Consider the following 6,677-nt stretch of genomic DNA (forward strand, 5'->3'; position numbering starts at 1 on the left):
TCAATAAGAAATTTCATATTTTGTAAAATCTTTGAAAATCCAGTTGTTTTTAAGAGTATAGAAAATAGTTGTGAGAAACTTCCTAGCAGTAGCAATAATAGCCTTAGCAGAACCACGCTTTTTTTTCACACGCTCGTAAAAACTTTTCAGATAAGGACTATAACGTATAGCAATCCAAGTACACTGTACTAAAGAAGTACGCCCAATTTTTGATCCACGTTTAGTAATTCTTCCAATTGTGCATTGTTGATTGGATTGAGAAACTCGCGGTACAACTCCAAAATAAGCTGTAAGTTTTTCAGGATTACTAAAATCATTAATATCACCAATTGTTGCAACAAAAACTGCTGCAGAAATCGCACCAATACCTTTAATGCTGATGAGATTATTAAATCCAGGAAGCTGCTGAGCAAAAGCTATAATTTTCTTTTCAAGTTTTTTGAGACTTTCTCGAATGACTTCCAGATTACTGCTAATCACTTCAATCTCAACCTTTTCCAAGTGACTCCAATCATGTTTACCAAGAGAGCATTCAAATCCCGCTTTGGTTGTCAGTACTTCCTTTTTAATCTTTATTCCGTGGTAATTGAAAAGTCCATGTATTTTATTGATTAAAGATACCCGTGATTTTACTAACTGATCTCTTGTTTTAAGAAGAGAAGCTAACTGTTGGCATTGTTTGCTCTTGCATTTTGCTTCAGGCAACATATCTTTGCTGAGAAAAAAAGCAATAGCTCTTGCATCATGTTTATCTGTTTTGTTCACAGAACGACGAATAACTTCAAATTGCAAGGGAGCAACCACAACAACGCGCTTAACGTAAGGTGACACTTCATCATAAAAGAAACAGCTATTTCCCGTTGCCTCTAAGGCTACTTCATCTGTTTCTTGAAGATTTTTGATAAAATTACCTAAATCCTGTAAGCGAAACGTTTTAATATACTCTGGTTTTTCCTGTTCTAAGTAGCAAGCAGTGAAACTATTAGTATGTAAATCAACACCTATGTAACGCATAAATCTTCTCCCTTATTGAATACTCCAACATATCAGAGTAGAATATTACCGGTTGGTCCATTCTCCTATACGCGGTCACTAAATTTTATAGGCCGCACGATGGTTTTCGGTGGCAGGGGCGATTAATCTCCTTCACGAGGTCTTTTTCCTATACTGCAAAAAGCAGAAAGGGCCTCACAAACATTTTCAATCTGCCACCTATCCACTCTGAGAAGGTATTATCTTCTCATGCTTCCAACCAAGCAATAACTATTCATACCACCTCCTTAATTGTTTTACCGCCGCTTTTGTTAGTGTTATATACGGCGGTTATAAGATTTGTTTACCGCGGTGTTTAAAGTTGCTATACGTCGCGGTAAAAACTTTATAATTGGCTATTCTGGCGGACCGCGGCATTTGTAATTGCTGGTACCTAAATTTCTCAAATGCCAGATTGCGCTCGAGTTCTTGCTACCTGCATCATCAAGTCTTCTGGTGTATTTTGCGGTATTGTACTCAGTATCTCTGTCTTCTTCGTTCTCTCCGCCAGTATCGACATTAATATTTCTTGCGCTTGTTTTGCATTTACATTCTGTTCGATAAATTCTCCTATCTTCTCTGGCATCTTTGATAAATTACATAATCTTATTACCTCTAATACTTCTCTGTGGCAGTTGTTGTAACCAATACGTTTAGCTTCCTCAACATCAGTACAGTCTGTGGTCATAGTAGTACTCCTATAATTGTTAATAAATTCAAAAAATGTTGTAATTCCATCTGCAAGACCTATTTCTATTGCATTTTTACCAAAATATAGTCCTGCTTCCGTTGATTTGATTTTTTCCGTGGAAAGATTCCTATTTCTTGCTACAAGCTCGACAAACATCTCATATAGGCGGTCTACTTCATCTTGTAAGCTTTCCACACTTTCTGATGTTATCGGCTCATGCGGATTTAAATCGTTCTTTCGACTTCCAGCAAAAACAGTTGTATATTTTATCCCTTGCTTTTCATCAAATCCACTTTGATCAATGTGACTTGCTATTACTCCTATGCTTCCAACTCCTGAAGTCCTCGTTACCAATACTTTTTCAGCACTTGACGCTATTGCATACGCCGCAGAATACGCATCATCATTTGCTATTGCTACGATCTTTTTTAATCCCCTTGCTTCGTAAATAAAGTCCGAAAGGTCGAATAAACCGTTTACTTCTCCTCCAGGGCTGTCTATGTCCAAAATTATTGTTTCTACTTCTTCATCTATTAAAGCTTCTTCTATCTCTTCACGTATCTTCTCATACGATGTCATCCCCAACACATCATCAAAAGCCTCTGACTTCTTCGTCAAGATTCCATGTATTGGTATTACTTTTATTCCCCTTTCACTATTTCTTACTGCATGTTTTATATTTTTAAACGTTGGATGCTTCTCTGCATGTAATGACAATAAATCAAAGCTTCTTTGCTCTATCATCATCGGTTTATTGAGCCAGCTCACTTGTGTTGTCATATTATTTCAGTATTAGAATCAAAACTACTGACGTCCGAGTCAAAACTTAAGCCCAATTCACTCGCACGTCTTTGATCTTCAGCAATTTCCTGGTCTATTTCCTCTACATCATAACCAAGTTCTGAAACCACTTCCGATCGACTCTTAAATCCATTTCTTACCGCCATTTGCTGTGCTTGCTGGTCTTTCAGTGGATCTACGTAAGCACACCCTTGCGGTATCCATTTTACCTCTTTTGCTGTTTCTTTTGCCCAATTTTCACCTATGTCCAGTTCTCCAGATAGTATTGCTAATTCTAGCCACCTATCCCATACTGGCCGGCAAAGCTGAAATACTACCACGTTATGCTGTAACATTGCGCACCTCCTACGAAACTCTATTAACCCAGCTCTTATTGATGAATAATTGACACCACTTAGATCTCCTGTTAGCTGCTCGTAAGTTATCCCTGTGCCTACTGCTATTGCCCTAAGCTGCTGTTTCATGAATGCTTCATAACTTCCCCCAACGTCTGATGGTTCCGAGAACTTAATATCTTCTCCGGGATCAAGTAATTGCATAGTCCCAGGTTCTAAGCCTGACAGCGCTACTCCTTGTTCATTACTCTCTCCTTCTCCCATGATGTTCGCTTCAGGATCAAGTCTCGTAATAAATCCCGCAAACATCGCTGCTGTCTTTTTTCTGACTAATTCCGCATCATCGTATTGATCAAGTTCATAGAGCTTTAACAGTACACTGGACAACCATGGTACTCCTCGAATCTGCCCAGGTCTTAGTGGCCTGTAGATATGTAAAACATCATTTGCTGGTACTCTTACTGATTCGCCAAACGAGCCTTCACCTGGATGTTCTCTAAATAGGTAATATGCTTCTCTTTGCCCAAGTCGGTTAAATTCAATCCCGTTTCTAATTACATTACCGTTGGCAAGGGTTTGATTGCTCTTATTGTCTAAATGCTCTGATTCAAGTACTTGCAGTTGCAACGGCACACAAAGACCATCTTCTCGTTTTCTTGTTCGAAGTCTTACAAAACATTCTCCTCCTTCTATCATGCTCCTACAAACCAAAGCTTGTAATCCATAAAAATCACTCACTCCGCTACTGTCTGCTTCATCTGTCCATCTCAGCCATAATTCTTGCACTTTTTTCCGAAATTCTGCATCTTTCGCCTTTGACTGCGGTTTTATTCCTGTCCCAACGCAATTACTCACTATCGTATCGATGATGTTTGCTGCATAGGAGTTCTTTCTTACCATGTCACGTGATCGACTTCGTAAAGTTTCAAGACTATGCGAGAGTAAGCTATTTATACTTCCTGTCTCTGGTTGAAAGTGCAATAATCTCCTTCCTGAGCCTGACGCATCCCAGGCTGAGCTCTTGATTTTTGGTTTGCGGAATAATTGTTTGAATGATTTTAGTAACATTTAGATTATAATTGTTTCAATTATGCAGCAAGTTGCTGGAGAAATTCGTACTTTAGATAATTGGTCAACATATTTTTAATTGTGCAAGAAGTTCCTGTACTTATCTCTTGTAAATAGTATCTCTGTGTCCTATTTCTGTGATAATTACTGTGTGTTCTAATTTATCTATCTTGTAAATTATCCGGTAATCGCCTACTCTTAATCTTTTGCTTCCTACTAATCTACCACTTAATGGTTTACCAAGATTAATGGGATCAATTGTAAGCCGCTCGTCTATAGCTCTTCTAATTCTTGATCTTATTGTTGGTGGTAAAGTAAGGAAATCTCTCTCAAGAACCTTTTCTGAATAGATAATATTGTATTTCACTCATCTTTAATTGTCTTTGCAGATAATATTTTATCCCAGTCGACATCCTCATTTTTGACCATCTTTGCATCTGGCACATCACGTTCTTTTATAATTTTAGCCATCTCTTTCTCTGCTTCAAATTCTTCTTTCACAAGACACACTAAAACTTCTGGTATAGTTTTATTCCATGCTTTTGCGATCTCTGTAAGATATTGAGCAAATTCACCCTCGAAACTTACATTAATATTGAGCTTTTTTTGACTTCGAGCCATATGATTAACCAGAAAATATCAACTATAAACTATAACATTTTTACACAATTTTGTCAATTACCTTATTCATCTAAAAAATAACACTTAGCTCTGATACGACACTCACTTACAGCTTTTTTAACTCTCAACGTCATCCCCCCAGTCTACATTCTCATGAGCAACTGTTTTTGTACCTGGAACATCACGCTCCTTAATAATTTCAGCCATCTCTTTCTCTGCTTCAAATTCTTCTTTCACAAGACACACTAAAACTTCTGGTATAGTTTTATTCCACGCTTCCGCCACTTCTGTAAGATACTGAGCCAATTCACCCTCGAAACTTACATTTAGCTTTTTTTGACTTTGAGTCATACATTAACCAGAAAATACCAACTTTCAACTATAACATTTTCACTTAATTTTGACAACTCCCCTATCCATTGCAATAGCAACATTTAACGTGAGCTTGATCGTCTTTCTTCTATATTAGGCTGCACAGTGGCGTTTTCTAAACTCATAGAAGCTTGTCTCTCCTGTTCACCAAGAGTGAGCTCTCTTAAACAATTCATGACCTGTGGTACTTGCAACATAGTATAAACCCCTATTCCAACCACACCTGTTAAATACCTAGACATTGAAAACTCTTCATCATTATCATTTCTGATTCCAGATGTATAGACTAGGTAGGATGAACCTGCAAGTAGGGCACAATGAGCCAAATTACGAGTTATTTCTCTTACCATTCGACGATTTGACTCTTCTTCTACCTTTCTCAAAACTTGTTGTGCTTGTTCTATACCACTCGTTATAACTCTACGAAATTCATCTTGACTATAGTGAATATTTTGTACTTGTTCCAATTCCTCTGATATTTTTCCTCCAACGTTTCTAATAGCATTTTCTAGTTCTTTTAATGTTCTATTATTTATTCTTACTCTTTCACTTATTCTTGGATCATTACCTTGACTGTCAGCAATAATCACACAATCTAAAGCTGTAAACTGTTGATTATTAATAACAATGATCTCATTAATGTGATCTTTTAACTCATTGATAATCTCCAGTGCTTCTTTACCACTAGCTTCACTATCATCTTCCGTAGGAATCAACAAAATTTTTTCAACTAGTTCTTCTTGTAATTTTTTTATATCCATGTTATCTCCTTTAGTTATAAATCTCTTAACATACAGTATTACATTTTCACTTAATTTTGTCAACTCCCTTATCCGTCGTAATAACAATCCTGCGTTTCGGCTTCACACCTGCAACTTTTAACTCTGCTTTGATTCGTTGCCTGAGCTCCAATAAATCCTTTATTTGAACTTCTCCATACCTAACCACATGGTCACCATACGCAATCGATACTACTCTTTCCCCGCTCTGTAGCTTCTTTATCGCTTCTTCTACTTGATCTAAATATTCTTGGCTATACATCAACTTTTCTCATTCAACCATTGACTTCTTCTCACTCTTTTTGACTTTTTAGTTTTTTCACCTACTAAACTTTCCCACTTACTCTCTGGCCATCTATCTATTCCCAGTGCTATTGATGCTGCTCTTGCATAAACTCTGCAATCTAGTACTTCATTTCGATCCCTTATCTTTTGCCACTCTTGTTTGGTATACCCTTTTACTACCTTGGTAATTAGTTGTTCTGCAGTAAGTTGCTTAAAATATTCAGGTGGATATTCGGGAAAATGACAATACCCCGGCGCCCCTTCTGTTAAAACATTAAGTAATTGGAAAAGCTCGGACTTTAATATCGATACCCCAACTGGCCACAGCTTCATTCCTCTCTTTAGCTTTTGTCCGCTAACTGTTACATCTACTCTACTTGGGCTGCTAAGTGGCACTAGCGCTTTGTTTGCCCCTTTTACTGCCATTACTCTCCCTGACCCTTGGTGACCTCTTACCCAGTTGTATACCTCTTGTGTTGCATACCCAGCATCAACCGCCATCATACTTATCATGTATTCAAGCCCATTTTCACCGATAAAATGATGATTTAATAATTCCGAAAGTTTTCCCCATACTTCTTCCCCTCCTGGATCTCCTTCAAATACCTGGTAGTCTATTGACCAACTTTCTCGGTTTCTTCCCCACGCTACCACTTCTACTTCTAAACGATCTTTTTGTACATCAACCCCTGC

At 37.7% G+C, this 6,677-nt stretch carries 9 protein-coding genes; all 9 read right to left on the bottom strand.

The annotated features are described in order from the left end of the window. The gene (locus tag INQ25_RS02205) at window positions 1-1,014 is read right to left on the bottom strand and encodes an IS110-like element ISWpi14 family transposase (RefSeq protein ID WP_213862973.1); all 1,014 of its coding nucleotides are present in this window, start codon (window positions 1,012-1,014) and stop codon (window positions 1-3) included. A 421-nt stretch (window positions 1,015-1,435) separates the two neighbouring features. After that, a complete protein-coding gene (locus tag INQ25_RS02210) occupies window positions 1,436-2,503 on the bottom strand; it encodes a S49 family peptidase (RefSeq protein WP_213862974.1) in 1,068 nt (355 codons plus the stop codon). Further along, the gene (locus INQ25_RS02215; RefSeq protein ID WP_213862975.1) at window positions 2,500-3,927 is read right to left on the bottom strand and encodes a phage portal protein; all 1,428 of its coding nucleotides are present in this window, start codon (window positions 3,925-3,927) and stop codon (window positions 2,500-2,502) included. Before INQ25_RS02215 ends, INQ25_RS02210 begins: the two co-directional genes overlap by 4 nt. A 100-nt stretch (window positions 3,928-4,027) precedes the next feature. Further along, window positions 4,028-4,294: a type II toxin-antitoxin system RelE family toxin gene (locus tag INQ25_RS02220; RefSeq protein WP_213862976.1), complete on the bottom strand. Its 267-nt coding sequence runs from the start codon at window positions 4,292-4,294 to the stop codon at window positions 4,028-4,030. Beyond that, window positions 4,291-4,548, bottom strand: a complete 258-nt coding sequence (locus tag INQ25_RS02225; RefSeq protein WP_213862977.1) for a hypothetical protein — start codon at window positions 4,546-4,548, stop codon at window positions 4,291-4,293. Before INQ25_RS02225 ends, INQ25_RS02220 begins: the two co-directional genes overlap by 4 nt. Window positions 4,549-4,665: 117 nt before the next feature. Further along, entirely contained in the window at window positions 4,666-4,899 is a 234-nt protein-coding gene (locus tag INQ25_RS02230) for a hypothetical protein (protein WP_213862978.1), read from the bottom strand. A gap of 83 nt (window positions 4,900-4,982) precedes the next feature. Continuing rightward, a complete protein-coding gene (locus tag INQ25_RS02235) occupies window positions 4,983-5,744 on the bottom strand; it encodes a hypothetical protein (protein ID WP_213862979.1) in 762 nt (253 codons plus the stop codon). Then, window positions 5,728-5,961 (bottom strand): gpW family head-tail joining protein, encoded by a 234-nt coding sequence (locus tag INQ25_RS02240; RefSeq protein WP_213862980.1) that lies wholly within the window; start codon window positions 5,959-5,961, stop codon window positions 5,728-5,730. Before INQ25_RS02240 ends, INQ25_RS02235 begins: the two co-directional genes overlap by 17 nt. Beyond that, window positions 5,961-6,677 (bottom strand): terminase gpA endonuclease subunit (locus INQ25_RS02245; protein WP_213862981.1); only part of this gene is annotated, 717 nt, incomplete at its 5' end. The genes INQ25_RS02245 and INQ25_RS02240, both read right to left, overlap by 1 nt.

The sequence above is a fragment of the Wolbachia endosymbiont of Rhagoletis cerasi genome (genome assembly GCF_018454475.1).
Lineage (GTDB): Bacteria > Pseudomonadota > Alphaproteobacteria > Rickettsiales > Anaplasmataceae > Wolbachia > Wolbachia pipientis.